Origin of the sequence: Acetobacter oryzoeni, from assembly GCF_004014775.2 — a bacterium.
Lineage (GTDB): Bacteria > Pseudomonadota > Alphaproteobacteria > Acetobacterales > Acetobacteraceae > Acetobacter > Acetobacter oryzoeni.
The window spans coordinates 1,448,513-1,475,364 of the sequence record NZ_CP042808.1; the positions used below are offsets into that span (position 1 = coordinate 1,448,513).

Genomic DNA, 26,852 nt, shown 5'->3' on the forward strand with positions numbered 1-26,852 from the left:
GATGATGCCTGAAGGATAGATTTCTATGAGTCTTATTAAAAAGTGTATATTTCCCACTCTAAAAGCTACAGCTATTGGCCTAAGTGCAGCATGGACCGCTATGGCAGCATGCAGCAAAGATAAGGAACTGGATGGCCAAGAAAAATCTGTTCATTTGGCTACAATGGGGTCTGCCGGCTTGGTCGGTATTCTTGGTTTCTGCCTGCTGCGTAAAGACGGTTGGGGTAAAACATATCGGCCTTGGTTAGGGCTCAGCCTGATTGCCAGCCATGGAATTGCTGGCGTACGTAGCCGTAAGGCTGTCCAGCACCAAGATAAAAAAGATGCGGTGCAGAGCGGTATTTTGCAGGTTGTTATGATTACTCTAGCCGCTTGTGTATTCACCACCAAGCCAAATAAATAAGCCTAAAACTCCCCCAATATCTTATATTTATGCACAGATATTGGGGGTATAATTTTGCAATCAGGCTTCCTGATTACTTTCCATCCATTGCTTAATCAATGTATAGGTAATGGAAAGGATCATCGGTCCAACAAAAATACCAGCCAAACCCAAGGCAGCCAACCCGCCAATAACGCCCATCATGATAAGAACCAACGGAACATCTGCCTGTTTGCGGATCAAATAAGGCCGCAGCATATTGTCCAGAAAAATGGTCAAGAAAGTTATGGCAAGCAGAACAATTGCGGATACCATTCCCTTATCAAAGTAAACCCAGATAACGGCAGGAAAAAGTGTAACTCCCGGCCCTGCCTGCAATAGACATGCCATAAAGGTAACCGCTGTAAGAATACTGGCCCAAGGCACGCCTGTAAGATACATGCCGCCGCCGCCTACCAGACTTTCAACAATAGCGGTAAGAGTAACCCCTAGCGCCACCCCCCTGATGGTCCGCACAGCCAGTTCCAGCATTTCCTGCCCGCGCTTGCCGGATAACGTTCCTACCAACCTTTCTGAGGTGGTAATGAGGTATTCAGCTTTTGCAAGAAATGCAGTAAGTATAATCAAAGTTAGCAAAAACTGCACTGCAAGCATTCCAATACTGCCTGCATAAGACATAAGGTAATGCATAATCTGGTCTGGTTGCGGCACAGCCTGCTGCACAATATCCATTGGCTTCATGTTTTGCAGATGCTGCCACCATTTACCCAAATACTCACCTACCATAGGTAGATGGAGCAGCTTTTCTGGCAAGTCAGGTAACTTTAAGGACTTGATGTAAGGAATAATCCGGCCAAATGCATCAGCATGCTTGACCACCGTAGAAACGGCCATCCAAAATGGCAGCACAAACAAGGCCAGAGCAACCAAAAGTGTGCAGGAAATAGCCATTTTACGGCTACCGTGTAACCATGCCTGCAACCGCAACAGCAACGGCCACATGGTTACCGCAATAGTGCCAGCCCAAATAAGAGCGGGAATAAAAGGTTCTAAAATCCACACCGCACCCAACACAAGGGTGCAGGCAAACAGAGCCACCAGCACTGGGCGGGTTCCTGTAGCCAATTCTGGCTTTTGTTCGGGAACAGATGTCTCTGGTATCATTATTTTGCATTCGTCCCACGGCTACAGGCTGAACCAGCCGTAAAGCTTTTGAGTTCAGGAGGTAAAAGTGCCGCCATATCTGCTTCTTTCAAAAGTTCTCGTCCACGGCCAGACCATTTGGCTACCCCTACATGTGGGCTGCTAAAAGAGCCGCTTACCATAACGGGAATTTCCATAGCCAGCATACCTTTGGCACCATTACTGGCAAAAACCAGCTCAAATGCTTTTTTGTTCAAATCAAACTCGGCTTTCCCTACAATACTTCCTGAATCTGATTTTATACGCAATGGCTGCACAACGCCTTTGCCTTGGTGCATTTCCAACGCACCCAGCAGACATGATACACCAACCTTGCCTTTACTTTGGCGAAAGAGAGCCCCTACATCGGTTGTCGCAATATCCATCACTTCTTGAGAGATTGTGCCTGTATTCATGCCCACGGCAGCCGTGACATTGGCTAAACGTGAAGCTTCATTCAAAGTCTGGATATTATCTGCATGCGTTAGCACGCGAATATTTAGCTTTCCTCCTACCGGAAAAGGTGAAAACCCTGCTTGCTTACGGAACTGGTCAATATCCCCATTATCTACATTCACTGTAGCCTGCACACGCGTGCCTTTCTGACCTGCCAATAAATGCCCCGAAGCCTGAATACTGGCCCCAAGCCAGTTTAACTTCATAGAACTGACATCAACACGCCCAGGCATTTGGCTTAAACTGATCTGCGCCTGATTAAAAACAAGCGCATTATACAGCACCGTATCTGCAGCAAGTGTCACATTGATCAGCGGATCAGGCTTCAAAGGCACCTGTAGCGGCACGTCAATACCGTTTGCAGATGTTTTGGGTTTTTCGGAAGAGCCGCCCAAAAGGGCATTCAGGTTTAGGCGAGAAAACGCCATGGAGCCTGCAACCTTATCAGGCTGCCCTGTGGCACCTTCTGTAAAGGTTACATCTGCACTGCGGATCGGGCTTTCCTTGAGCGAACCGGTTGTATGGTCAAGATGCCACACATCCCCCTTATGCGTGAAGTGGCCCGATAGCGTAACAGGTTGTGTAATCTTGCTATCCGCCTCCCCAGCAAAAGCCATGATCGGGCGCGATGTTGCTGTCTGCAAATCCAGCTTTGCATCAATACCATCAAAATCAAACAGATCGGTCATGGTGCCATTTAGGTGAAGCGATAAATCACCTGATGCCGCATGGATATCGGTTCCATAAGGTTTACCCGCTTGGCGTAAAACATCTATTGGCTGCATATTGGCCTGTAATGTTACGGGCGTACCATTATAGGTGCCGTTTACATCCATCACCAACGGTGTGCTGTCGCTTGTTGAATGCAAGGTAACCGCTTTAAGGCCCGTTACGTAGCTCTGCCCATGTGCAGAGCGATAAATAACCTCACTATCGGTAATGGTTGCATCACGTAGCCCAGGAAACCATACTTTCCCGCTTGGTTCTTTGGGGTTGGATGGCGTTGAAGAGACCTTTTTACCGAACCTCCAGTTAGGTTCACGTTCAGGCGTACGCTCGAACAGGCCTGAAAACCCATCAATTTTCACATCTCGCGCCTGCATATCTCCACTCAGTAAAGAGCTAAGCAGAATTTGAGCATGCAGATGCTTCAGGGTTATCATATCTGCGCGGCTGCCTTGGGGAATGTTGGCCAGATGCAGATTCCCCAGATCTACCGTAACCCATCGGCCAAAACGCACATGCAAAGCCTCAATCTGGGTTTTGCGACCAAGTGACGCACTGAGTTTATCTGATGCAATATGCGCCAGATTATAGTGTGGTAGGCCAGCAACCAGCACGCCAGCGGCCACAGCGGAAACAGCCAGAACACTTCCGGCCAACCATACCCAACGGGGCATACAAATACCTTTCCCAATCCTTTATCAGGAAATAGAATGCAGAAATATTATCCAAACTTCTACGAAAATTATTTTCTCGACTCAGGAATATATTTAATTTTATTTTCCTGAATCAAGAAAAGGAAGAACACTGCGATATATTTGCAGTTCTTCATTTGTAGGTATGACACGGATTTTTATTTTACTACTGGCTTTGCTGATAACCGGCGCATGGGCCACATTAGCGGTTTCATCAATCTGCACGCCCATCCATGCCAATGCCTGACAGACATCTGCACGGAGATTCTGATCATGCTCACCAATACCTGCTGTAAACACAATGCCGTCCAGCCCACCCATAACAGCGGTTAATGCACCAATTTCCTGCACAATCCTGTAAACAAACAGCCCGAGCGCCTCTGTAATATTCTTACGCTGTAAGGCATCCTGACTTTGCGCCAATGTTGCGCGCAAAATACGCATATCGGACGATACACCCGAAACGCCCAATAACCCCGATTGATGATAGAGCGTGGTGACCAGCGTTTTCCAATCTGCTTTTTCAGACTGCACCATGTAAAGCAGAGCACCCGGATCTATCGCACCGCAGCGCGTACCCATCATTAACCCATCAAGGGCGGAAAACCCCATAGTTGTTTCCGTGCTTTTACCATGGCGCAATGCACACAGGCTGGCGCCGCTTCCCAAATGCGCAACAATAGTACGCCCTTGCGCTAATGCAGGATCAACCTCTGCCAAACGGCCTGCAATATAACTGTATGAAATACCATGAAACCCGTAGCGGCGTATGCCATGCTCTGCATAACGGCGCGGAAGAGGCAGCAAACGCGCCATTTCCGGGATGGTTTGGTGAAAGGTGGTATCAAAACACGCCACCTGCAAAATATCAGGCCGCTTTTCAAAAATAGCTTTTGCAGGAGCCAACGTAGCCGCCTGATGCAACGGATCAAACGGTGTGAGTTTATCCAGTTGCTTGAGCGTATCCAGCGTAATTTTAACCGGCTGCAGAAACTCTGCACCGCCATGCACAATCCGGTGCCCTACTGCCAGTACACGCCCTTGGCCGGAATATTGTTCAAACCAATGAAAAAGGTGGCTGAAAATATGCAGCCCCGTTTCTGGCCATTTTTCCTGCGCAAGAAGCTTTCCCGCCACATCTTTGGCCGTAAACTGAGAATGATCTGGGAACTCCTCAATTTCTCCATGCAGCAGAACTTGCGGATCTACTTTGCCCGAGAAAGCGTAAATCGTCAGCTTCAGGCTTGAAGATCCGCTATTAAAAACAACAACTACATCCTGCACGGATACTCTTCCTTGTTATAAGGCTATTTTCAGCCCTGCCCACCGGCAAGATGATGAGCATAAAGCGCCCCAATGGCTATAGACGCCAAACGCGCCTGCACACTGTTTGCACGGCTAGTAAGTAATACGGGAACCGCTGCGCCCAGAACAATTCCTGCGGAATCTGCACCAGACATAAAAATCATGTTCTTGGCCAGCATATTGCCGGATTCCAGATCTGGAGCCACCAGAATTTGCGCGCGCCCTGCTACGGGTGAGACAATGTTCTTTATTTTTGCAGCTTCAATATTTACAGCATTATCCATAGCCAAGGGGCCATCCAGAACACCCCCTTGTATTTGCCCACGCTTTGCCATCTTGCATAAACATGCGGCATCAACTGTGCCGGGTATTTTGGAATTAACTGTTTCTACTGCAGAAAGAATAGCAACACGCGGGGCACCCAAACCCAGCCCGTTGTGCAGATCTATCGCGTTTTGAACAATATCCCGCTTTACATCCAGATCTGGGAAAATATTGATAGCGGCATCTGTTACAAACAATAAATCCTCATAACCGGGCACAGCCAACAAAAACACGTGGCTAATACGCCTGTTGGTACGTAATCCGCTATCCGCCTCAACAATGGCGTGCATAAAAATATCTGTATGCAGGCTACCTTTCATCAACGCTTTTACGCGCCCCTGCCTTACCAAGGCCGTTGCTTTCTGGGCAGCCTCTGCCGGTGTTGCCGCATCAATAAAAACAGTCTTATCTAATGTAATACCACTTGCCTTCGCCACAGATGTGATTGTGCCCTTATCCCCTATCAGAACAGGCTCTATAATATTCTGTTGAGCGGCATCCATTGCGCCTTCAAGGGCATGCTGTTCACACGGCCAGACAATACCAACAGGCACCTGCCCCGGCAATTGAACAGCGCGTGAGACCAATTGCTCAAACGCCTGATGACTGGTTGGTGCTGAACTTACAGGCATTTCTGTAGTATCATGCGTATATTGCGAAATCTGTGTTTTGCTTGAAGGAATGTTGTTCATCTTATTCATCTTTGCAATTACTGTTTAATATCAGTGATATGGGCAGATAAAATATGCCTGTATTGTGTGCGCAAAAACTCTTCTGCCTGGGTTGCTGTACCTCTGGCTGCCATTCGGCCTTTGAATGCCTTTACAGAGCCCAAATTCTGCTCAGACATCCATTCCCGCAGTTCTTGCAGAAGAATGGAGATATAGTTCGGCCCCTTCTGCAGCAGAACTGATGTTACCATAGCGATATCAGCACCAGCCAAGAGACATTTGGCAACATCCATACCGGAATGGACCCCGCCGGAAATTGCCAGATCAGCCTGACAACGTTCTGAAAGCAGTGCTGCCCACATAAGCGGTAACCGTAATTCATATGCAGAACTCGGAACAAAATCCACTTCTGCACTCTCTGTTAATGACCGTAATCCGGGCTCGTAAAAACTATTGAACAGAACAATACCGCCTGCTCCATTTTCTGATAGGCGTTTCACCATATTCCCCGGGGAGCTGAAAAAGGGAGAAAGCTTAACGCTTACCGGCACTTTAACCTGTGCCTTTACATCACGCAGCACCTGTATACAGCGCTCTTCCACCTGCGTGCCCGTTTCATCTGGGTTGGTTGGCACATGCCAGAAGTTCAATTCTATGGCCGCCGCTCCTGCCTGCTCCATATCCTTGGCAAAGCGCAACCATCCTGCTGGTGTGCAGCCATTCAGGCTGGCAATAATAGGCACACCAGCTCTTTCTGCTGCACTTCGCAGCACAGCCAGCCTTCCATCCAACGGAGAGGCATGATGCATCGCGGGGAAATACCCTGCTGCTTCTGGCTGGGAATTTTCTCCTGTTTCCCACAATGCAGCTTCTGCCAGTTCCTGCGCCTGAATATCCTCTTCAAACACCGAGGCCATAACAATGGCGGAAGCCCCGGCATCTGCCAGACGCAAAATCCCTTCCAAATCTGCCGTAAGAGGCGATGCCGAAGCCACAACAGGGTGAGGCAATTCCAGCCCAAGATAGTTTGTACGAATATCCATTGCCATAATGCTCCCGTAATCGCCTCAGTTCACATCTTCCCAATGGGGAAGGAAGCGGCTGCCATCACGGGCGGCCATATCTTCGTAAATCCGGTAGCGCTCGTTGGCGGCTGCCTGCGCCTGATGCAACAAATGTGCGGCACTTTCTGGATGCGTACGGGTAAGGGTTTTATAACGCAGTTCACGATACGCATAATCTTCCAACGGAATACGTGGGCGGGTTGAATCAAGCCGGAACGGATTAAGCCCACTTTTGCGCATGGTGGGATCAAACCGGAACAATGGCCAATACCCCGATGCCACAGCACGTGCCTGCTGCTTCATACCCGTACGCATATCTATGCCATGCGCAATACACTGCGAATACGCCAGAATAAGAGATGGCCCCTCATACGCCTCGGCTTCTCGCATTGCGATAATAGCCTGCTCCGGGTTGGCCCCCAGCGCAATCTGGGCCACATACACATTGCCATAAGCAATGGTCTGCAAGGCCAGATCCTTACGCGGCACACGTTTGCCACCTGCCGCAAATTTGGCTGCTGCCCCCAATGGAGTGGCTTTGGAGGATTGCCCACCCGTGTTGGAATACACCTCTGTATCCAGCACAATCACGTTTACATTACGCCCTTGCGCCAACACATGGTCCAGGCCGCCGTAATCAATATCGTATGCCCAGCCATCGCCCCCAACAATCCAGATGGAACGCCGGATCAGAAAATCCGCCACAGAAAGCAACATGGCAGCATCAGGTGTATGAACAGCCTCCAGCTTGCTTCGCAGCGCACTTACACGCGCACGTTGGAGCGCAAATTCGCTTTCTGTAATCTGTGGCGCGTTCAGGATAGCCGTTGCCAGATCCTGCCCCACAATATCAGCCTGTTTTTGCAGCAATTGCCGTGCCAGAGATTCCTGTTTATCTGCCGCCAGACGGAAACCAAGGCCGAATTCCGCATTGTCTTCAAACAATGAGTTCGACCATGCAACCCCACGCCCCTGCGCATTGGCCTTCCATGCATGTGCCGGTGTATTTCCCGCATAAATGGCCGAACAGCCTGTGGCGTTGGCAATTTGCAACCTATCTCCAAAAAGTTGGGAGATCAGCTTCAGGTATGGTGTCTCACCACATCCTGCACAAGCACCGCTAAATTCAAACAGCGGTTCCAGAAACTGCACACCACGCACGTTGGCTTCGTTAATCGCAGCCCGATCCACTTCTGGCAAATGTTCAAAAAACGCGATATTCCCGCGTTCCTGTTCCAGAATAGGCAATTTTTCGCCCATGTTAATGGCGCGCGTTTCACCATCCGGGCTGATTGCTGGGCAGTTTTCAACACACACGCCACAACCTGTGCAGTCTTCTACATAAAACTGAAGCGTAAAGCGGGAATCTGGATACCCTCGTGCATTGACTGGCGCTGATTTAAAGCTTTCTGGAGCGCCTGCTAGATCTTTGTCTTCGTATGTCTTGGCTCGGATCACACTGTGTGGGCATACAATACTACATTGCCCGCACTGAATGCACGTATCCGGGTTCCAGATTGGCACTTCTACGGCAATATTTCGTTTTTCGTACTGGGTTGTGCCTCCGGGGAAAGTGCCGTCTGCCGGAATACGGCTTACAGGAATACTCTCTCCCCTGCCCGCCATAATTTCTGCCGTAACCTGCTGCACAAACAACGGGGCAGATACAGGCACAACCGGTGGCATAGGCAAAGTGCCATCAGCTTTGGCTGGCACAGCAACTTTATGCAGGGCCGCTACAGCGGCATCCACTGCACGGAAATTGAGCTGCACAACACTATCACCCTTTGCACCATAGGTTTTCTGAATGGACTTTTTGATTTCAGAAATAGCTTCATCCGGTGGCAAAACATTGGAGAGATGGAAGAAGCAAGTTTGCAAAATGGTATTAACACGTGGCCCCAAGCCAAGCTTTAGCGCAACGTCTGACGCATCAATAACAAAAAACCGCAGCTTTTTATCGACAATCTGATCCTGCACCTTGCGTGGTAGCTGTTCCCAAACCTTGTCTGCCGCATAGGGGCTGTTCAGCAGAAACGTGGCCCCGTTATTGGCGGCACCCAGAATATCGCGCCGGAACAGAAAATCGAACTTATGACAGGCAACAAAATCTGCATGTCGGATAAGGTAAGGTGCCTGAATAGGAGATTTCCCAAACCGAAGGTGAGATGCCGTTTCCCCTCCAGATTTGTGGGAGTCATAATCAAAATAGGCCTGCGCATACCATCCCGGTTTTTCACTCAGGATTTTAACACTGTTTTTATTGGCTCCCACCGTGCCATCAGCACCCAAACCATAAAACAGACAGCGCACAGTGCCTTCTGGTTCTATATCGAAGGTTTCATCATACTCCAGATTTGTATGGGAAACATCATCAATAATACCCACTGTAAAGTGGTTCTTGGGTGTTGGTTTTTTGAGTTCATCAAAAACGGCCCGTGCCATGGCCGGGTTGAAATCACGCGAAGAAAGCCCATACCGCCCACCAATAACGCGCGGCATATGTGAGAACTGACCATTCCCCACCCCTTCTGCCAACACGCTTACAACATCTGCATGCAGTGGTTCCATAGGGGCACCGGGTTCTTTGGTGCGATCTAGCACTGCAATAGATTTTACACTTGGGGGCAAGGCTTTTAGAAAATGTTCTGCAGAAAACGGGCGGAACAAACGCACTTGCAATGCGCCTACTTTTTCCCCCTGTGCGTTCAGCCATTTTGCAGTTTCCCGCACAACTTCGGAACCTGACCCCATGGAAATAACCACGCGTTCAGCATCTGGCGCACCTGTATAATGGAACAGGCTATATTGGCGCCCCGTAAGAGACGCAAACTTGTCCATGGCATCCTGCACAATGGCAGGTACGCGCTCATAAAATGGATTAACGGCTTCTCTGGTCTGGAAATAGGTATCCGGGTTTTGCCAGGTACCACGAATGAATGGATGTTCCGGGTTAAGCGCACGTTGCCGATGTGCATGCACCAGCCGATCATCTATCATCTGGCGAATGACATCATCCGACACCACAACAAGGCTGTTGTATTCGTGTGATGTGCGAAAACCATCTGCAAAATGGATAAAGGGAATACGCGCAGCCAGAGTAGCGGCCTGTGCAACCAGCGCCAGATCATGGGATTCCTGCACAGAACCCGCCCCCAACATGGCAAACCCTGTTGTGCGAGTGGCCATAATATCCTGGTGATCACCAAAAATGGAGGAAGCACCCGCTGCCAACGCGCGCGCAGCTACATAGAAAACTGTTGATGTCAGCTCACCTGCAATTTTGAACATGTTGGGCAGCATGAGCATAAGGCCCTGAGAGGCCGTAAATGTTGTGGTAAGCGCCCCGGTTTGCAAAGCACCATGCACACACCCGGCTGCCCCGCCTTCTGCCTGCATTTCCTGCACAACGGGCACTTCACCCCAGATATTCTGCACACCTTGATCAGACCACGTATCTGCCAGTTCCGCCATGGGGGATGAGGGCGTGATAGGGTAAATCGCACAGACTTCGTTCACACGGTAAGCAATATGCGCAACAGATGTATTGCCATCCATTGTCTGGAGTTGTTCGGTCATGACATTCTCCATTTTATGCACGCACCTTGAAGCGTGTTGGCATAACGGGCTCACCCAAACTTCCCTTGGGTGGCGTAGCCTCTACAGGTTCTGGGTCCATCTCAATGGCATGGCAGGGGCACTGTTCTGCGCAAACAGCGCAGCCTGTGCACATATCCATGGCAACGGCATATCCCTTCCCCGGTCCTAGCCGTGTAATGGCTTGCTCTGGGCAGGATGCATAGCAATTGTCACATTCAAAACAGTTACCGCAGGAAAGGCATCTACCGGCTTCATAACGTGCTGTTTTTTCATCCAAACCGGCGAATATTTCATCAAACCCGGCACGCTCCGTTAAGGGGCGCTCTGGCTGTTTACTTCGGTCTGCCTGCGCGTAATCTGGCAGATGCAGCATATCAAATGAAACAAGAGGATGCGCTGCGGGATGCACATAACGCTGCCCGGCCAAATAAGCATTGATAGCACGCGCAGCAAGTTTGCCATGGCCTGTTGCGGTTGTCATGGTGCGTGCACCACCTATGCAGTCTCCTCCTGCAAAAATACCTTCCTGCCCGGTCATGAGGGTTGAGGCATCTACCGCAACGGTATCATCTTTATTTATGCTGATAGCAGGCGCTGTTTTGAGCAATGCCAGATCACTATGTTGCCCAACAGCCATAACCATTGCATCTGCAGGCAAATGCGCGGTCTGCCCTGTAGGGGTTACGCTGCCATCTGGATTCATGGTCACTTTTTCAACCGTTACCCCGTCTGCACCAAAATGGTCAGCAACGCTCAGCCATTCAATTTTAACCCCTTCAGCAAAAGCAGCTTCAGCCTCACTCAGCAGGGCTTCCATGTGCTGGGGGTCATAACGGAAAATCAAAACCGTATCTTGGGCGCCCAAGCGTTCTGCTGTGCGGGCGGCATCCATTGCTACGTTGCCACCACCAACAATTGCAACGGTGCGGCCTAGCTGGGGCTTTTCACCTTTACTCACTTCATCCAGCAAACTGACAGCATCCACCAGCTTCTTGCCGTCCGTTGCCGGGATATTAAGATGGTTAGCCAACTGGGCACCGACAGCCACAAATACGGCATCAAACCCACCTTGCTGACGCGCCTGCGCAACGTCATCAACCCGCATACCACAACGCAATGTAACGCCCGGCATGGATGTTATTCTGGCAATTTCATCTTTAAGAGGCTGGCGCGGCAGCCTGTAGGCGGGGATGCCATGCATCATCATTCCACCCGGCTCTGCTGCTGCCTCATATATCTCAACCTGATGCCCTAACCTGGCAAGGTGATAGGCACAGGAAAGCCCTGCTGGTCCACTGCCTATAACCAGTACTTTTTTGCCTGTAGGTGCCGCAGACTGAAAATGCCAGCCATTCTGCACTGCCAAGTCACCCAAAAAACGCTCTACAGCATGAATGGAAACTGCATCATCCAAGCTGCCTCGGTTACATGCACCTTCGCATGGGTGATAGCAGGCCCTGCCATGCACGGCGGGCATCGGGTTATTGTCGGTAAGTGCGTACCATGCTTTTTCGTAATCTCCGGCCTGCGCATGTGCCAGCCACCCCTGAATATCTTCCCCCGCAGGGCAGGCATGATTACAAGGCGGCAGAAAGTGTTTGTAAACCGGCCTTTGCCATCGAGAACTCCCAACACCTTTCCGTGTTGTCTCCTGCATGACCTGTGTCATGTCGTGCAGCTTTATAGTCATGTAAGTTCTCTCCCGACCTCGTGGCCATTAGGGTGACCGTGCGCAAGCAACGCGCATTTACGGAACAGATTTCTGAAACATGTGCATGCACCGCAATGCGCTTTGTGCAGGAAGACAAAAATCGAATAACACGTCAACTTTAAATTGATGAAATTACCGTCTTATTGGTATTATTTCTTTGCAAATAAGTTTCATTAAAAACAATTTTTGACGATAATTCCTATTCATAAAGAAAATAAGAACCAAAATAGTGCTGTATTCGAAAAAATACTAACTTGACATGTTATTCATTTTTTAAGATTTGTCGCACAAGTCCCTTTCATTCTGCTAAAATAAGGAGCTTAGGCACAACATGCAGGCAAATGTTTTTGTGAAAAGAAACTTTTCCTTTATAGCTATAAAACATCCTGATTTTCATAGATTTTTTGATCTATGCCGCTGGCATAATCTTCCTCAAAAAATTATTGCAATATCTGTCATTATTTTTAATTTCTGCCCCGGAAAACTTTGTGCAGAAACCATCTCCAGCGCTTATTCTGAACAAGATCGGCAAAAAGATTTTAACGATGCCGATACCAACCATGATGGCCGCCTCTCCTTTGATGAGTTTGATACAGAAGTAAGAAAAATTCTGGCTTCCAGAAATGATTTTTCATCACGAGGCTTTGCCATGCTTCCAACATCAGCCCAAAACGCTGTTCTCAATGATGAATTTCGTAAAATGGATCATGGTCAAAAAGGTTATTTAAATGTTAATGATTGGAAAGAACCACAATAATGCATAAATCTTACGTATTCTTTTGATTTTCAGGCATAATTTATTTTAGTTTTTTATTTTTGTTTACTTAAATATTCCATTTTATTCTATGATGTATTGAAAAAATATCTCTTTTTTAAATCTTATTTTATTGCCGCTTTCAGATAGGAGAATTTTACTGTAAACAAAGGGCGAGAAGGACACTGGAGTTTGTAAAAAATTGACGGACCACCCGCAAAAGCCCGTTACCAAGGCTAAACCAACAACAACCAGACCCAAAAAGTCCTATCGCGCTTCTCAAAAACGCGAAATGACGCGCGCATTCAAGCAAGACGCCTTTGAAAGCGCTGCATGGAAAGTTTTTTCTAGTATCGGCTTGGATGCAGCAACGGTAAGAGACATTGTTGCCCTTAGCAATGTCTCACCGGGAAGTTTCTATAATTATTATAAAACCAAAGAAACCATCTTTGATATTATCCTCGTAAAAGTTGCACAGCGCGTAAGAGATGCCGCACGTCTGGCACGTAGCGAAGAAAATAATCTGGATACTATGCTTCAGAAAAGTCAGTATGCGGCTTTTCGGGAGCTTCTAAGTATTCATGGTGCACCACATTTTTTAGAGCTCAATCAGCATCATATCAGAGCCAAGCTCTTTAATATGAGTGAAACACGAGAAATGCTGGATGACCTGAAGCAAAATCTGCTCAGGGTGGTCCCCATGAAAAACACATCTCCTGAACGCATGGATTTTATTGCAGCCGCTGTTTTAACAACAGCTTTAGAAGGGTTGCTGTATATTGCGCGCAACCCTTTAGTCGATATTGATCAAACATCCCGGCTGACGGCTGGCATGACTGCCGCAGGTATCCGCGCTGCCGCTGCGGCATGTGGTTAACTTTTTACCTTACCCCGTGGCAGAGGTAAGGTGCGTGTATAGGATCGAACAGCCAATAAGCATCAGAGCTATTCCGCCACAGATTTCTGCATAACGGCCAATCCATACACTGGCGTGCCGGCCCAGCATAACTCCTGCCGTTGCCATAACCGTGGTAACGGCGCCAATCACCAAGCAAGCTGATAAAATATTCACCTGCATAACACCCAAGCTAACCCCTACCGCGGTTGCATCTATGCTGGTTGCCAAGGCTGTTCCAATCAGCCCCAACACACCACGGCTTGCAGTTTTGGGCTGTTCAGCTTGCGCCTCTTCTTCTGGTTCATCTTTCATGGCCAGGCGGATCATGTTGCCACCTATGCCGCACAGCAGTGCAAAGGCTATCCAATGGTCCACTGCGGCAATCCATGTGCTTAGGGCCAGCCCAAGCACCCAGCCCACAACAGGGGTAATGGCCTCAAAAAAACCAAACACAGCACCAATACGCAAGGCATCGTTCCAACGTGCATGTTTGGCACTGGCACCCTTACCAACCGCGGCTGCAAAAGCATCCACAGAAAGGGAAAGCCCCAGAACACCGAGTGTGAAAATACCAGTCATGAGCAAGTCCAAGGGCCGCAAAACGCAAAACAGCATGCATCGCCCCCCGGCCACAGCGGAAGCGATAATGCCGTTGGTCTTGCTGGGCGTTTTTTAAAAAACGCTGTCTCCGCCATGGTCGACTGACCAAGTGTGTTGACGAAGACCCCTCTTGTAATAGAGGGTGGCTACTCCCCAATGAACGGAGCCTCTGTATCAATATCGCAGATGTTCCGCAAGAGCCTGAAAAACCAAAATCTTTCATGCGGCATATGAGGCATTCATAATAATTCAAAATAAGAAGATGAACGCTGGACAGAAATAGCCGTTAATATGTTGAAGTCGAATTATGCGTGACAGAAACCCAATAAAAAGGACAAAAACACTATGATAAAATTATATTACACTCCGGGTGCGTGCTCTTTAGCCTCTCATATTATTCTCAACGAAACACGCCTTCCCTTTGGTCTGGAAAAAGTGGACTTAAAAACCAAGACATTGGAAGACGGTAAAGATTATCTCAAGATCAACCCACGCGGTGCTGTGCCTGCCATCGAAATTTCACCCGGTGTGGTGCTTACACAGAACGTAGCTATTTTACCCTACATTGGGAATCTTTCTGATATTGCGGCCTTTCGGCCTGCAGAAGGTTCATTAGATCGCTCACGCATGCTGGAAGCTCTGGGTTTTTGTGAAGACGTACACAGTGCCTTTGGCATGCTCTTTACCCCAGATCTATCTGACACCACACATGCACTTTGCCTGAAAACAGTCATCCGGCGGTTGGAGCAACTTGAGCAATTGCTGGAAAGCAATGGCACTGACTATTTGCTTCCTGCTGGTTTTAGTCAGCCAGATGCTCTTATGGCCGTAATTTTAAGCTGGGCGACACCTTTGGAAATTGATTTGACAGCTTACCCCAAAGCACGTGCACTCAGAAACAAAGTGTTCAACCGCCCCGCCACACAGGCAGCGCTTAAAGCAGAAGGCTTGGCGTAAGCAATTGCTCCTCCCGCCCTAACAGATACTCTCTCAATTCTATGGGGCGGGAGAAACCACATACATGCCGGTTGACCGTGCTGGAGAAATGAGAACCAACCCTGCGGCACGTGCCGTGCGCACCGCAAGTGCTGTAGGCGCAGACAGCGACACCACGGCAGACATACCTGCAGCAATGGCTTTTGCCGCCATCTCATAAGAACAGCGACTTGTTAAAAAACAGAATCCCTGCGTGAAATCTACTTGATTCCTTAGCCCGTAACCTATCAGTTTATCCAACGCATTATGGCGGCCAACATCTTCTCGCACATGCACAATATGGCCATTAGGTAGACACCATGCTGCTGCGTGCAGCATACCTATGCCTTTATTTAAAACTTGATGGCTCCGTAAATTTTCCAGCGCTTTATGGATTGCACTTGCATCAGGCTCCTGCCCGCTTACACCGCATACGTTGCGGTTTGTTATACTCTCCATATCGGCACCACAAATTCCGCATCCTGTCCGCCCAGCTATCGGACGACGCGTACGAGCCAACACCTTGCGCAAGGCATCTGCATTTACCCGCACATCAGCACGCAAACCATCAGGCTGTGCCGTTATTTTTATGTGTCGTAAATCTACAAAGGAAGAAATAACATTTTCTGTAAAAGAAAATCCTGCAACAAAATCATCTACATCATGCGGTGTTATCATCATAACCGCGTAATCAATGCCATTATATACCAGAGCTAGAGGCACTTCTTCTGCGGCCATAAGCGTACTGCACTCTCGCACACTAATCGCAATGTCATCGCCTTGCTGCCAGCTTATCCGTTCTGCTTCGTACGACAAAGCTACAGGAAAGGGGATATCTTCTGCCATCATCCATTGCCTTTTGCAGCATCAGCATTACACACAGAAGCGCAATATTTTTGCGCAAGCATGAGATCTTGCGGCGTATTGATATTCATAAAAAGATCCATTCCCTCTACTAAAGGAAAATCTACAGCACGCGCCCCCAAGGTATTTGCTAATGTGCGCACACGTGTTTGATGCTTTTTGTTCTCCTGTGTCAGAAAAGATAACTGCGCTGCCAATACAGGCCTAGCGGAAACAGGCCATGCTGCCACTAATGGATGAGACTGCCCCCCACAACGTGCATACGAAGGTGCAGGCATAAGTGCATCCACAAGCCCCGCTGGAGTAAACGGCGTATCTACCGGTATTGTTATAAGCGTATTGTACCCATTGTTTTCTGCCCATTCCAAGCCGCTTAACACGCCTGCCAGTGGCCCTACATTGTATAGGCTATCTGGCAAAACAGGACATTCCCATGCACCAAACCGTGCGGGATCACCATTAGCGCTAATGGCTACAGCACTACACTCCTGCTGCAATCGTGCAAAAACACAATCTAAGGCAAGACCCTTTCCCGTATCCAAAAAGGCCTTATCCTGCCCATGCATCCGGCTAGCCTGTCCGCCAGCCAACACCAATCCTGCTATTTTCATGCTTGTTCCGCCATTTTTAAAATATCTTTCTTGTTAATTCTAGTTTTTACGTTTTGCACATTCTAAAATCTAAGGATCTTTTAGATCTCTCATTGGTTTTGCAAGCATGATATCTCAACGTACACAGCTTATTTTTGGCATTATCGGCCGTAGTGGGTCTGGCAAAACGCATTTGATATCACGATTACTTCCTGCATTTTGTCATCTTGGTTTGCGTGTCTCAACCATCAAGCACACGCATCATGGTGTAGATATGGACAAACCAGGTAAAGATACATTTGTGCACAGACAAAATGGTGCAACAGAAGTTATGCTCGCCACCCCGGAACGATGGGTGCTTCAGCATGAATGTAATAGCCTACCCACCATATCTGACCTACTTCAGAGCATGCAGGCTGTTGATCTGGTGTTGGTAGAAGGCTTTCATGTAACCGTACCTATCTGCCTGGAAGTATGGAGGCCCATTATAGGAAAAGACCCTTTATACCCACAAACACCGGGCATTGTTGCTATCGCATCAGACAAGCCCAACATACCAGATGTTCCAGATACTCTCACTCTTCTGGATCTGAATGATACAATGGCTATTGCAGCATATATCCGTAAACACGCTTATGCGTTGAAAGTATAAACTAAACTGTAAAAGGTATGACCTCGCAGACATCTCCATCCTGCAAGGATTGACCAGCCGAGACTTTGAGAAGACCGCTAGCCCGTGTGAGGCACAGAATATCAGAGGCTCCAACAGACCGCACAAGGTTTATAAGGTTTTCTCCCCTATTTTCCGTAAAATGTACTGGCAAAAAGCAGGTTGTATCTGTTGCCGCAACATAAGAAAAACTGCTTTTTCCTTCTATAGGCTTACTTGCATTTTCCCCTTGCTTTGCGCCAGTCAGACCATGCAAAAATGGCACAACGAACAGTTGCGCACATATAGCTGCAGCCCCTGGGTTTCCCGGCAAACAGAACACCATTTTCTGGCCTAGTTGCATAACTGTCATGGGCTTGCCGGGGCGCATTTTAACGCGTCGAAAAAGACACGTGGCACCCATTTGGCTGAGAACAGGCAGAACATGATCGGTTTGCCCAACAGAAATACCGCCTGTGGTGATAAGAATATCAGCTTCCTGCGCACACTGATGAAGCAGCTTGTGTAAATCCTCTTCACTATCTGATCTACACACACAACGCGTGACCAATACACCTTCATTTTGCAGCATTGTTGCTAATAGCTGCGTATTCAGCTCCGTGCGGCAATCCGTTGCTGTTGCACCAAACTCTGCTCCATTAGCCACAACACAAATTTTCGGACGTTTATAGACAGCTACTTGTTCCTTACCTTGGTGCGCCAATAGGGGCAGATGCCGCCAATCCAGCCTTTGGCCACGCCCAAGCAACATGTCACCTTTACAAAACTCTTCCCCACTCCGCCGAATATTCAAACCATTTCTGGCATTCTGCTCCAGCAAATGCACATGTCCGTTCATTATGGATGTGCGTTCCTGAGCCACAACACAATCGGCCCCAGCAGGAATGCGCGCACCTGTTAGAATGCTATATGCAACACCTTGTTCCAAAGGTGGTGGAGTGTCCCCCGCTACGATTTGCCCAGAAAGAGGCAAACCTATATCACCCGCCTTTTCCATATCTGCACAGCGGAATGCATACCCATCCATTGCTGAGATATCAGCTTCGGGGCGTGGCACCTCTGCCCTTATATCCTCGGCAAGAACACGACCGCATGCCTGCGAGATAGATACAAATTCTGGTGCAAGTAACGGTATATTTTGCGTACAGGCTGCAAGAAGAGCCTGTGCTTCATCATACGCCACCATCTCTGGCACCGTACATTTTTGTTCTGAAACAGCTGAGGCTAATAAAGAACCAACCATACAGCCATTACCCCGGAAATGAGAACGGATTTAAACCTGCGCGTGCAAAGCCCTGCTGCTCTACGGCTGTATCCAAAGCAAAGCTACCCAGATCATCCGCAAGTGCATCTAGTTCTGGATCATAATCCAACCGCAAAACCTTCAGATATGTTTTGCAATCTCCGCAACTTTCTATCTGAACAGGAGCTTTCAAATCTTCAAATACCCAGTGTTCAAGATGAGCAGATGCACCACATTCCACACAGATACTACGCACCCTGTGCCAACGTGTTTCACACAAACTGCATTGAAGGTAACGCAGCCCCTCACGGTCTCCCCCCAATACAAGGCTAGCTACCGGCTGAGCACCACAACAGGGGCATACTCTGGCTTCTCCAACAAGTTGTTCCTGCTGAATATGTTTCTGATCTTGTTCTACAGCCTGTGCCCAACAAACAGACAGAGCAGCCCAGAGTATAACGGCCACCCCCGCATCAACCTGTGCATACTCTCCACACAACAAGCTGGCAGCCTGCTTTGTTAAATCTGGAATATCCTGCCCACACTTTTCTAACATTGTGCGCGTTGTTTCTGGCACAACACAGCCCACCTGCTGCACCAAAAATAAAAACGCCTGTTGCCATGATGGTATTTCCAGCAACAGCTTTTCAAGGTGATCTTGATCGCACCCTTGTTTGGGCACCGCACGAATAGCAGAAACATCTGCCGCACCAAGTGGCATATGTTTTAAAATCTGCTGCGCTTCCACAAGATAAGAGAGGAACTTAAAATATCCTCCCTCCGCTTCACCCAGTTGCTCTGCCAACAAGCGGAGCCGTTTTTCCCTGCGTGTATATACAGCTTCCAACACCGGAAAAATCAGTGGCTCAATAGCCTGCACGCCGGGTGTGCGTTTATCCAGCGGAACAATATCGGTTTCAGAACGCATTAGTGTGGCCGTTTTGCAGAAGATGTTTCAGCAGGTAATACTTCCTCTTCATACCACCGATCATGATGCTGCCGTGCCCATGCACGGGATACGTAGCCTGTAACCATGCCCCCAATAGAACCCCGCACCCATATGCCCATATAGATATGCCCAAGCACCAGCAGAATAAGCCCAAGCCCGGCAACAGAATGCGCCAGCAAAGCCAGCCGCACCACAGGGATGGGAAAATACATGGCAAAATAAGCACGCCAGATCATTAACCCACTTACAAGCAGCAGGCTGATAAGTGACATAATGCCCCAGAACAGTATTTTTTGCCCGGCATTGTATTTGCCAATCTGCAATTTTTCGCCATGCTTGTTCATCAGCACATCAACAATATGGCGAAACCACGTAATATCCGTACGCACAAACAGGTTATGGTGTACAAAGCGCACGCACATGCACATCAGCAATACAAAAACTGTAATACCGAGAAACGGATGCAGCAGCCGTGCCATCTGCGGTGGCCCGAGCACATAACCAAGCCAGTTCAGGCTAGGGAAAAACCACGAGATTCCAGAAAGCGCTACCAGAAAAAAACAGGCAACCATTGTCCAATGGCAGAGCCGGTCCATAAACTTTGTGCGCAGAACAAGATTTTTAGTATCCATTACGCATCCCTCCCGTTTTGGTCCGTTTTTTCGCCAGCCTCTACCAGTTCCTTTTCAGGAACCTCCGGTGCCGTTTCATCTGTAGTATTGGGGCCAACAGCCATGTAATGCGCAAAAGCCCCAGCCAATGTGGCAATAAAGCCCAGCGCACCCACCGGTTTCAGCCATTCCTTCCAGCCACGCACAACCGGGCTGATATGAGGTTCGGCTGGTAGCCTATGGTAAAGGGTTGGGTTATCGGCATGCGTCAGCACATACATAACGTGTGTACCGCCTACACCCGGTGGATCATATAATCCTGCGCCTTCATGCCCACGGCTTTTCAGGTCTTCCACGCGGGTTTGCGCCAGATCCTTCATTTCCGCTTTGGAACCAAAAGATATAGCGCCGGTTGGGCAGGTTTTTACGCAAGCGGGCTCCTGCCCTACGGCAACCCTATCTGCACACAAGGTGCATTTATAGGCCTTGTTATCTTTTGGGTTGATACGCGGAATATCAAACGGGCAGCCCGCAATGCAGTATCCACAGCCAATGCACTGTTCAGACTGAAAATCCACAATGCCATTGGCAAACTGCAAAATAGCACCAGGGCTTGGGCACGCCTTCAGGCAGCCCGGGTCCTCGCAGTGCATACAGCCTTCTTTGCGCAGCAACCATTCCAGCTTACCGCCTTCATCCTCCACCTCATCAAAGCGGATGACGGTCCATGTTTCTGCTGTTAGGTCAGCGGGGTTATCATACACCCCTACGTTGTGACCAACCTCATCTCGTAGATCATTCCATTCCGAACAGGCAACCTGACACCCCTTGCACCCCGTGCAGAGGGAAACGTCTATCAGCTTGGCAACTTCCTGCTCATGCCGCCGTGCCTGAGGTGATGGTGTAAGCCCATTGGTGGCGGAACGGCGAATGATGTCCTGTGACTGCATGCTCATCAGCGCACCTCAGACTTTTTCAACATTAACAAGAAAGGCCTTGAATTCTGGCGTTTGAGAATTTGCATCGCCCATGGCCGGCGTCAGCGTATTGGCCAAAAAGCCCTTACGTGTGGCGCCCTTAAAGCCCCAGTGGCAGGGCACCCCAACCTGATCGACCTCTTGCCCCATCACATTCAGGCGTTTGAGCCGTTTGGTAACTACGGCCTTGGCCTCAATATACCCTCGGCGGGAAGATACCCGCACCGTATCACCTGCGGAAACACCAAGCTTGCTAGCCAGACGTTCGCCAATTTCAACAAACTGCTCAGGCTGCATAATAGCATTGAGGTGTGAATGTTTTGTCCAGTGCCGGAATAGCTCTGTAATAGAGTACGTTGTGGCCACATATGGAAACTCGGAAGGATTGCCCATACGCGGTATTTCATCGGCAAACTGCCTAGCCACCGGGTTGTGCCTTACTTTACTGCCCAACGCAGGGGCCAATACCGGGCTTTCTGTGGGTTCATAATGTTCGGGGAAAGGCCCATCCACCAACGATGCCCCTGCAAACAGACGGCCGACACCTTCACTCTGCATAATAAACGGCCCAACACCGCTGCCCGGTGGAGATGTAAGTGGGTAATCAGGCACATCTGCCCCACCCCAACGCTGGCCATTCCATTCAATAATCTTGCGGCGTGGATCCCACGGACGCCCTTGCGGGTCCAACGATGCACGATTGTAAAGCAAGCGCCTGTTTGCAGGCCAAGCCCACGCCCAACCCGGCGTATTGCCAAGGCCTGTATCCGTATTATCGCGCCGAGCCATCTGGTTGCCGGCTTCTGTCCATGAACCCGCAAACACCCAGCAATAACTGGCTGTTGTGCCATCATCCTTCAGCACGGAAAAATCAGGCAACAACTCCCCTTTTCTGGCAACCACCTTGCCTGTGGCATCCTGAATATCCGCCAAGGCATAACCGTTGGCTTCCTTCGCCACTTCCTCCGGCGTGGGGTCTTCTGGATCCTGATAATTCCACTGCATGTTCAGAACAGGTTCCGGGCATACACCGCCTTCCTTCGCATACAGGGCCCGTAGCTTGGTAAAGATGGTGCCCAGAATGCGCCCGTCATTCCAAGCCTCTCCCGGTGGCTGCGTGCCGGCGTAATGCCATTGTAACCAACGTGCGGAATTGACGACCGAACCGTTTTCTTCTGCAAAACAGGAAGAAGGCAGACGGAAAACTTCTGTCTGGATATCTTCGGGCCTTACATCATTGTAAATGCCCTCATCCTGCCAGAAATTGGACGTTTCTGTATCCAGCGGATCTATGGTGACGAGGAAACGCAGCTTGGCCAAGCCATCACGCATACGGTTTTTATCCGGCATGGCCGCAAGCGGGTTAAAGCCCTGCGCAATGTAACCGTTTACCTTGCCTTGCTGCATACGCTCAAAATAGGCCAGCATATCGTAACTGCGATCCCACTTTGGCAGCCAATCATACCCCCAGTTATTGGAATCTGTAGCGTGATCTCCCCATAGGGTTTTCATCAGGCTTACAAAAAACTTGGGCGCATTATGCCAGTAATTTACTTCCTTTGGCTCATCTGCCTTTGGAGTGACTGCCTGCAGATAGGCATTCAATGTTTGCTGGCTGTCTTTAGGCAGATTCATATACCCGGGCAGGCGCGTTGAAAGTAACCCGAGGTCTGTATACCCCTGAATATTGGAATGTCCGCGCAGAGCATTCAGGCCACCACCGGGCATTCCCACGTTACCCAACAACATTTGCACCATAGATGCTGCACGAATGATCTGAGATCCGTTGGTATGGTGCGTCCATCCTAGAGCAAACAGGAATGTCGATGTGCGATCTGGCACGCTAGTGGAGGCCAGAGTTTCACACACATGCAGGAAATCTTTTTCCGGCGTACCTGTAATCTGAGAAACAAGTTCAGGTGTGTAGCGGCTGGTATAGTCGCGCAAAAGATTCAGCACGCAACGAGGATTCTGGAATGTAAGGTCCTGCTTTGCAAAACCCTGTTCATCACGCTCATAATCCCACGAGGTTGTAGCGTAGCTGCGCGTAGCGACATCATACCCCGAGAACAAACCTTCATGAAACTGAAAGTCTTCGCGCACGATTAACGCGGCGTTTGTGTAAGCTTTTACATATTCATGCTGAATTTTATCATGCGTCAGCAGATAGTTAATAACGCCCAGCATAAAAGCAGCATCTGAACCCGCACGGATTGGCGCATAAAAATCTGCAACGGCGGCGCTTCGGTTAAACCGCGGATCAACCACCATAACCTGGGCACCATTGCGGGTTTTGGCTTCCATCACCCATTTGAAACCAACAGGATGTGCTTCTGCTGGGTTGCCCCCCATAATCAGAACAACGTTGGCGTTTTTAATATCCACCCAGTTGTTGGTCATTGCACCGCGGCCGAAGCTGGCACCTAACGCAGAAACCGTGGGAGCATGACAAAGCCGTGCCTGGCAATCAAGCCCCAGAATACCCAACGCCCGTGCAAATTTGAAATCCAGCAGCCCAGTTTCATTACTGGCAGCAGAAGATGCCAGCATACCTGTGCTCAGCCAGCGATTAACCAGTTCACCTTTTTCATTGCGCTGGATAAAGTTTTCATCCCGATCATCCTTCAAAAGACGGGCAATGCGATCTGTTGCTTCTGCCCAGCTTATGCGCTTCCATTCCCGACTGCCGGGCGCGCGATACGACGGATATTGCAGGCGCGTTTCACTGTGAATAAAATCCACCAACCCTGCGCCTTTTGGGCACAAAGACCCCCGGCTGACAGGATGGTCTGGATCACCTTCAATATGGAAAATGCTGGGCTTGGCGTTTTTAGCACCATCTCCCAATGAATACATAAGCAAACCACATCCAACCGAACAGTAAGTACAGTTGTTACGGGTTTCTTTGGCACGCAGCAGTTTGTACTGACGGGTTTCCTGCGCCAGAGCTTTAACTGGCGGCACAAAACCAAGCGCTACAGCACTGGCACCTGCCACACATGCACCAGTGTTCCGTAAAAACTCTCTGCGCCCCAAGGCCATGTAAACCATCCTGAATGTTTTATTAAAAAACAGAATGAAGGTTATCTACATTTTTCCTGATGGAGCGTCTTTGATACGGATCACATTATTTTATGTTTTAACTGTATTTATAAATATACATACATTCCACAACTTGTGTGCAAATTTTATTTTTAAATGAATACTTAAAATACACCCCAAAATTAAGCATAACACGCAATAAATAACATACACCTGAACGCAATATCATTCTCAGAAATATGTAGAATTATTTTAATTTTTTAAGTGATATTTACATCTATTCCAAAACATTACCGTAAAAAATAGATAATGCCGAAACAACATAAAACATTGGCAGAGCAAGCCAATACTTACATAGGTATAAATTTTATAGGAAAGAATTGGCTGGGGGACCTGGATTCGAACCAGGGCTGACCGGGTCAGAGCCGGTAGTTCTACCGCTAAACTATCCCCCAGCAAACTGGGCCTTACAGAAGATCTTACAGAGCGTTTCCGTTCGGTGAGGCTCATCTAGCATTCTACTTTGGGGGGCGCAACCCCCTTTTCCAAAAGAATTTTCATTTTGTCACATATTTGTCTTGCTCCCTGCGCGTGAGAGCCCAAAATAAGAGACAATATGGTTTAACCTCTTGTTTAAGGACCGGACAGATGGATCGTCCCCCTTCCTGGACCGGCCGGTCTGGTAGATTTGTGTCGTCCTCTCCGCCCCTTGGTGGAGAGGAAGATCTTTTTGCCGCGCTTGATCTGGGAACAAATAACTGCCGCTTAATGGTTGCAACCCAAACAGCGGGTGGGTTTAGGGTTGTAGATAGTTATAGCCGTATGGTGCGGCTTGGAGAAGGCCTGCATCATAGCGGAAAACTGCATGAAGCAGCCATGGATCGCACCTTGGAGGCGCTACAAACATGCGCAGAACGTTTAAGCAGATGGCCCGTGCGGGAAATTCGCGCCGTGGCAACAGAAGCTTGCCGTCGCGCAGAAAATGGGCAGGCCTTTCTGCAGCACGTCCATCAGCAGACGGGATTTGATATCAAAATCATTTCCGGGCGAGAAGAAGCCTGCCTTGCCGTCGAAAGCTGCGCAAATCTTTTGCACAACCCACGTTTTGGCCCCCCGCGCAATCGTGCTTTATTGTTTGATATTGGTGGCGGCTCAACTGAAATTGCATGGGTACGCACAGATTCAACACGTCAGACAGAAGAGCTGATTGGCTATCTCAGCTTACCGGTCGGTGTCATCACACTTTCCGAGCAGTTTGGTCATGCATACAGCACGGATGACCGGGCTTACAGAAAAATGGTTGAACATACGCGCCATCATCTACGTGAGTTTGAAAACGTCTATCGGATCAGGCCGGAAATCAGACGCAAACAAACACGCCTGATCGGCACCAGCGGTACAGTCACAACACTGGCAAGCCTCATCTTAAATCTGCCGCGCTATGCGCGTGCCGCCGTAGATGGCTCCTTACTGCCTGCATCCAGTGCCAGATTGGCTGTACGCACTTTGCAAAAAATGGGAGCAGATGGCATAGCCCGACACCCTTGTATCGGCCCCGATCGCGCACCTTTTGTGTTACCCGGCTGCGCCATTTTTGAGGCCATTCATGATGTCTGGCCTGTAGAAGACATTATTGTTGCAGACAGAGGGCTGCGCGATGGCATGGTTTTGCGTATGATCCGAGGCAAATCGGGCATGGCTTCTCGTCGCAATCGTGCGTCTTTGTCCATCCCCCCTCACCTTCGCCACTCTATGCAGGCAACAGGCTTATGACTGAAAACAAAAACCGTTCCACCGGCAACTCCACGTTGCGCGTACCTGGCCGTGCCCGCAAGAGCAGCGCAACACCCGGCAGCCGCTTGGTACAAAACGATTCCGATGCTCCGCAAAAAATGCGGGCACAGTCGGTCTCATTACGCACGGCACGAGGGCGCACGACTGCCCAGCAACGCTGGCTCTCTCGGCAATTGAATGATCCTTACGTGCAGGCCGCACACAAACAAGGCTGGCGTTCACGCGCGGCGTTCAAGCTGATTGAACTTGATGATCGTTTCCATCTCATCCGCCCTGGCATGCGTGTTGTAGACCTGGGAGCTGCCCCTGGTGGGTGGACACAGGTTCTGGTCAAACGCGGCGCTTCACAAGTGGTCGGGGTAGATCTTCTGCCCGTAGAACCTGTAGCTGGTGCAGAAATTATTGAAGGCGATTTTACGGACCCAGAAATGGACGCACGCCTTATTTCCATGTTGGGCGGCAAAGCTGATCTGGTTGTGTCTGACATGGCCCCCAACACAACAGGCCATGCCCCCACAGACCACGTGCGGATTATTGGGTTAGCCGAAGAAGCCTTGCATTTTGCCTTTGATATTTTGGCAGAAGGTGGCGGATTTGTTGCCAAGGTGTTTCAGGGCGGTTCTGAAAAAGCCATGCTCAACATCATGAAGCAAGCGTTTACGCAGGTTCGGCACGCCAAACCGCCTGCAAGCCGTAAAGATTCCAGTGAGCTTTACGTCGTAGCAACCGGCTTTCGCCCAGACCGCATCAATACGCAGACCGCATAGTTTAT

General features: G+C 49.3%; 22 protein-coding genes, 1 tRNA gene and 1 riboswitch. Of the genes, 7 read left to right on the forward strand and 16 right to left on the reverse strand.

All coding sequences use genetic code 11. The features are described from left to right. The first annotated feature begins 25 nt into the window (after positions 1-25). Entirely contained in the window at positions 26-403 is a 378-nt protein-coding gene (locus tag EOV40_RS06780; protein WP_196332552.1) for a hypothetical protein, read from the forward strand. 60 nt (positions 404-463) lie between these two features. On the opposite strand, the gene EOV40_RS06785 is transcribed toward EOV40_RS06780, so the two are convergent. From EOV40_RS06785 to EOV40_RS06815, 7 genes are all read right to left on the reverse strand, one after another. After that, complete coding sequence (locus tag EOV40_RS06785; protein ID WP_128105446.1) at positions 464-1,546, reverse strand: AI-2E family transporter; 1,083 nt, start codon at positions 1,544-1,546, stop codon at positions 464-466. Beyond that, positions 1,546-3,420 carry an AsmA family protein gene (locus EOV40_RS06790; protein ID WP_128105447.1) on the reverse strand — a complete coding sequence of 625 codons (1,875 nt, stop codon included), beginning with the start codon at positions 3,418-3,420 and terminating at the stop codon, positions 1,546-1,548. The genes EOV40_RS06785 and EOV40_RS06790 overlap by 1 nt, the downstream gene beginning before the upstream one ends. 99 nt (positions 3,421-3,519) lie before the next feature. Beyond that, on the reverse strand, positions 3,520-4,722 hold the full coding sequence (locus EOV40_RS06795; protein WP_128105448.1) for an acetate/propionate family kinase: 1,203 nt from the start codon (positions 4,720-4,722) through the stop codon (positions 3,520-3,522). Between the two features lie 29 nt (positions 4,723-4,751). Next, positions 4,752-5,768, reverse strand: coding sequence for a bifunctional enoyl-CoA hydratase/phosphate acetyltransferase (locus EOV40_RS06800; RefSeq protein ID WP_128105449.1), 1,017 nt, complete (start codon positions 5,766-5,768; stop codon positions 4,752-4,754). Between the two features lie 8 nt (positions 5,769-5,776). Next, a complete protein-coding gene (locus EOV40_RS06805) occupies positions 5,777-6,787 on the reverse strand; it encodes a dihydroorotate dehydrogenase-like protein (protein ID WP_128105450.1) in 1,011 nt (336 codons plus the stop codon). Between the two features lie 18 nt (positions 6,788-6,805). Beyond that, positions 6,806-10,393 (reverse strand): pyruvate:ferredoxin (flavodoxin) oxidoreductase, encoded by a 3,588-nt coding sequence (gene nifJ, locus EOV40_RS06810; protein ID WP_128105451.1) that lies wholly within the window; start codon positions 10,391-10,393, stop codon positions 6,806-6,808. 1 nt (position 10,394) lies between these two features. Further along, positions 10,395-12,092, reverse strand: coding sequence for an NAD(P)-binding protein (locus tag EOV40_RS06815; protein WP_128105452.1), 1,698 nt, complete (start codon positions 12,090-12,092; stop codon positions 10,395-10,397). A 352-nt stretch (positions 12,093-12,444) separates the two neighbouring features. On the opposite strand from EOV40_RS06815, the gene EOV40_RS06820 reads away from it, so the two are divergent. After that, positions 12,445-12,870 carry an EF-hand domain-containing protein gene (locus tag EOV40_RS06820; protein ID WP_128105453.1) on the forward strand — a complete coding sequence of 142 codons (426 nt, stop codon included), beginning with the start codon at positions 12,445-12,447 and terminating at the stop codon, positions 12,868-12,870. A gap of 199 nt (positions 12,871-13,069) precedes the next feature. Then, positions 13,070-13,744, forward strand: a complete 675-nt coding sequence (locus tag EOV40_RS06825; RefSeq protein ID WP_050819891.1) for a TetR/AcrR family transcriptional regulator — start codon at positions 13,070-13,072, stop codon at positions 13,742-13,744. Between the two features lie 9 nt (positions 13,745-13,753). Here EOV40_RS06825 and EOV40_RS06830 read toward each other — a convergent pair whose 3' ends face one another. Then, a complete protein-coding gene (locus tag EOV40_RS06830) occupies positions 13,754-14,344 on the reverse strand; it encodes a manganese efflux pump MntP (RefSeq protein ID WP_128105454.1) in 591 nt (196 codons plus the stop codon). 6 nt (positions 14,345-14,350) lie between these two features. Next, positions 14,351-14,532: riboswitch (yybP-ykoY riboswitch) on the reverse strand. Between the two features lie 178 nt (positions 14,533-14,710). On the opposite strand from EOV40_RS06830, the gene EOV40_RS06835 reads away from it, so the two are divergent. Then, positions 14,711-15,322, forward strand: a complete 612-nt coding sequence (locus EOV40_RS06835) for a glutathione S-transferase family protein (RefSeq protein ID WP_128105455.1) — start codon at positions 14,711-14,713, stop codon at positions 15,320-15,322. Positions 15,323-15,361: 39 nt separating this feature from the next. On the opposite strand, the gene fdhD is transcribed toward EOV40_RS06835, so the two are convergent. Beyond that, positions 15,362-16,186: a formate dehydrogenase accessory sulfurtransferase FdhD gene (fdhD, locus tag EOV40_RS06840; RefSeq protein ID WP_128106207.1), complete on the reverse strand. Its 825-nt coding sequence runs from the start codon at positions 16,184-16,186 to the stop codon at positions 15,362-15,364. Beyond that, entirely contained in the window at positions 16,186-16,815 is a 630-nt protein-coding gene (gene mobA / locus EOV40_RS06845; protein ID WP_128105456.1) for a molybdenum cofactor guanylyltransferase, read from the reverse strand. The genes fdhD and mobA overlap by 1 nt, the downstream gene beginning before the upstream one ends. A gap of 106 nt (positions 16,816-16,921) precedes the next feature. On the opposite strand from mobA, the gene mobB reads away from it, so the two are divergent. Beyond that, positions 16,922-17,446 carry a molybdopterin-guanine dinucleotide biosynthesis protein B gene (gene mobB / locus EOV40_RS06850; RefSeq protein ID WP_128105457.1) on the forward strand — a complete coding sequence of 175 codons (525 nt, stop codon included), beginning with the start codon at positions 16,922-16,924 and terminating at the stop codon, positions 17,444-17,446. Between the two features lies 1 nt (position 17,447). Here the strand turns inward: mobB and EOV40_RS06855 are convergent, their stop codons facing one another. The 6 genes from EOV40_RS06855 to EOV40_RS06880 all read right to left on the reverse strand — a co-directional run bounded on the left by EOV40_RS06855 (position 17,448) and on the right by EOV40_RS06880 (position 24,741). Further along, positions 17,448-18,707 carry a molybdopterin molybdotransferase MoeA gene (locus EOV40_RS06855; protein ID WP_128105458.1) on the reverse strand — a complete coding sequence of 420 codons (1,260 nt, stop codon included), beginning with the start codon at positions 18,705-18,707 and terminating at the stop codon, positions 17,448-17,450. 7 nt (positions 18,708-18,714) lie between these two features. Beyond that, positions 18,715-19,635: a formate dehydrogenase accessory protein FdhE gene (gene fdhE / locus EOV40_RS06860; RefSeq protein WP_128105459.1), complete on the reverse strand. Its 921-nt coding sequence runs from the start codon at positions 19,633-19,635 to the stop codon at positions 18,715-18,717. After that, a complete protein-coding gene (locus EOV40_RS06865) occupies positions 19,635-20,288 on the reverse strand; it encodes a formate dehydrogenase subunit gamma (protein WP_050819897.1) in 654 nt (217 codons plus the stop codon). The genes fdhE and EOV40_RS06865 overlap by 1 nt, the downstream gene beginning before the upstream one ends. After that, positions 20,288-21,223, reverse strand: coding sequence for a formate dehydrogenase subunit beta (gene fdxH / locus EOV40_RS06870; protein ID WP_128105460.1), 936 nt, complete (start codon positions 21,221-21,223; stop codon positions 20,288-20,290). The genes EOV40_RS06865 and fdxH overlap by 1 nt, the downstream gene beginning before the upstream one ends. 9 nt (positions 21,224-21,232) lie before the next feature. Continuing rightward, positions 21,233-24,286, reverse strand: coding sequence for a formate dehydrogenase-N subunit alpha (gene fdnG / locus EOV40_RS06875; protein ID WP_128105461.1), 3,054 nt, complete (start codon positions 24,284-24,286; stop codon positions 21,233-21,235). A gap of 381 nt (positions 24,287-24,667) precedes the next feature. After that, positions 24,668-24,741: transfer RNA gene (locus EOV40_RS06880), tRNA-Gln, on the reverse strand. A 193-nt stretch (positions 24,742-24,934) separates the two neighbouring features. Here EOV40_RS06880 and EOV40_RS06885 point away from each other — a divergent pair. After that, complete coding sequence (locus EOV40_RS06885; RefSeq protein WP_244296835.1) at positions 24,935-26,059, forward strand: Ppx/GppA phosphatase family protein; 1,125 nt, start codon at positions 24,935-24,937, stop codon at positions 26,057-26,059. Continuing rightward, positions 26,056-26,847, forward strand: a complete 792-nt coding sequence (locus EOV40_RS06890) for an RlmE family RNA methyltransferase (RefSeq protein ID WP_050819899.1) — start codon at positions 26,056-26,058, stop codon at positions 26,845-26,847. Before EOV40_RS06885 ends, EOV40_RS06890 begins: the two co-directional genes overlap by 4 nt. Positions 26,848-26,852: the final 5 nt, after the last annotated feature.